This is a genomic window from Pseudomonas sp. Sample_23 (assembly GCF_004307595.1).
In the GTDB taxonomy this organism is placed as follows: domain Bacteria; phylum Pseudomonadota; class Gammaproteobacteria; order Pseudomonadales; family Pseudomonadaceae; genus Aquipseudomonas; species Aquipseudomonas atacamensis.
The window spans coordinates 1-2,507 of record NZ_RCNX01000056.1 but is presented as its reverse complement, the minus strand read 5'-3'; the positions used below and the strand labels follow the sequence as shown (position 1 = coordinate 2,507).

At 62.9% G+C, this 2,507-nt stretch carries 1 protein-coding gene; it reads right to left on the bottom strand.

The features are described from left to right. The coding region (locus D8U82_RS15480; protein WP_130902479.1) for an RHS repeat-associated core domain-containing protein at window positions 1–2,507 on the bottom strand (2,507 nt) is incomplete at both ends.

Here is a 2,507-nt window from a genome sequence, read left to right as displayed (position 1 = left end):
GACGTCAACCCCAACGGATCCACCCACCCCGTCGGATTCGGCACGTACTGGTACTGATTCAACCCACCGGCCAGCTTCACCGGATCCGGCGTCAGATACCGCCCTAACCTAGGGTCGTAATACCGATGGCGGTTGTAATGCAGCCCACTTTCAACATCGAAATACTGCCCCTGAAAGCGCAGCGGTTGATCCAGATAGTCTTCGCCGGCCAGGGTGACGGCGGCGACTTTGCCGTAGGCGTCGTATTGGGCGGACCAGACGATTTCGCCGCTGTAGTCGGTGAGTTCCTGTGGGGTGCCTAGGTGGTCGAGTTGGTAGTAGAACGGGCAGGCCTTTTTCGGGCCTTTGCCGTCGAGCATCGCCAGTGGGCGGAAGGTGCCGGGTTCGTAGAGGAAGCTGCGGTATTGCGTGGCGCTGCTTTCGGCGACGAGGTGTTCGCCTTGCCAGAAGAATTCGGTGACGGCGCTGTCGACGGTTTTGCGGATGCGCCGGCCGAAGGCGTCGTAGTGATAAGTGGCGGTCTGGCCGTCAGGGCGGGTCAGGCCGATCAGGCGGTGCTGGCAGTCGTAGCGGTATTCGGTGACCAGAGTCTGGCCGTGGCCACGGCGTTCGCGGATCAGGTTGCCGAAGGCGTCGTAGTCGTAATGGCGGTCGCCCTGCATCAGCAGGCGGTTGCCTTTGATCTGCGCGGGACCGGGGCGGTCCTGCATCAGCAGGTTGCCGGCCGGGTCGTGGGCGAAGGATTCGGGCAGTTCGTCGCGTGAGTGACGTACGCGGATCAACCGGTCGAGGGCGTCGTAGCCGTAGGTGCGCTGGCCGTGGCGGCTGTCAGCAATGTGCTCAAGATTGCCGTTGGCGCTGTAGGCATAATCGCGGCGGTACAGCGAGGCGTGGCGATGGCCTACAGCGTGGGCGAGCAAGCGGCCCTGATCGTCGTAGGAGTATTCGCTGAGCAGCAGACCTTGCTGGCGTTGCTGTTCGCGACCCGACTGATACACATGCCGGGTCAGCGGCGTACCGTTGAGGTCGATGGCGCTCAGCGCACCGCCCTTGGCGTAGTGATAGTCGAGCTTGCTGTTGTCCGGCAGGCGCAGGCGTTTGAGCTGGCCGCAGGCGTCATAGGCGTAGCGCAAGGTGCCCCAGCCCTGATGCTCGGTGATCAGCCGATCCTGACGGTCGTACTCGAACGCCAGCGGATGGTTCTGGCCGTCATCGACACCGATCAACCGACCGAGGCGGTCGTAGTCATAGCGGATCTTGGCGCCATCGGGCAGGGTCTTGACCAGCAAACGTCCAGCCGCGTCGCGCTCGTACCGGGTGACCAGACTTGGACCGAAATCACCAAACTCGGTCTTCTCCAGCAGATGCCCATTGAGATCGTAGGCATACGCAGTCCGGCGTCCATCAAACCCGGTTTCCTGTCGGATCAATCCGGTCGGCGTGTAATCCAGTCGGTATTTTTCTCCCGATTCGTTTTCAATCTCGGTCAGCAGCAACCGCGCATGGTCATAGCGATACTGCACGCGGGTGCCATCGGGGTTGATCCGCCGCGAGACCAAGTGCAGGTCATCGTCATATTCATAGCGGGTGATACGACCGAGCTCGTCGCGCTCAGCGGTGATCTGCCCGTAGGCGCCGTAGCTGTAGGCGCGCGTGCTGCCCGTAGGAGAAGTCGTCAGGATCAGTCGGCCGGCGGCGTCCCACTCCTGACGACTGACAACACCAAATTCGTCCTGGGTGGTAATCCGCCGTCCCAGCGCATCGTAGGAAAAACGCCGCACGCCGCCGTCCGGCAGGGTTTCTTCGATGAGCTGGCCGAGCTCGTTCCACACCCAGCGGTGGCGGCTGCTGTCCGGGTAACGCAGCGACAGCAATTGCCCGCGCAGGTTGTAGTAGTAATGGGTGACCTGACCGTCGGGAGCGACCGCTTCGGTGACGGCGCCTTCGGCATTGCGCCGATAGATCCACTCCGCATCACCACGGCAACGCTTGTAGAGAAAACCGTTGCGGTACTCGTAGGACGTTGGTGCATCGTCCGGTGGAATCAGCGCGATCAGCCGTCCGACCTCGTCGTAGCGGTATTCGGTAACCGCGCCCAACGCATCCTGCTCGGCGATCAAGCGCCCCTGCTGGTCATAGGCCTTGAGCTGCTCGCCACCATCGGCCGCAACCTGGCGCACCAGCCGCGCGCGCTCGTCGTGGACGTAGACTTCTTCGGTACCGTCGACGTAATGCACGGTCACGCTGGCGTCGTCATCGTTCCAGACGTAACGGGTGTTCATCTGCGAGAACGACGCCCAGTGGCGCACGCAGCGCGCCGCTTTGCCCTCGCGCTGCCACTCCCAGAAGAAGCTCGCGCCGCCGGTCAACTGGCGCTGGAGGATGACGTGGTGGTCGTCGTAGTCGTAGCGCTCGCTGTCGCCCACCGCGTTGGTTGCGACCAGCAGGCGTTGCCGGGCATCGAAGCTGTAGGTGGCGAGGTTTTGCTCGGTGATCCACTCGCCCTG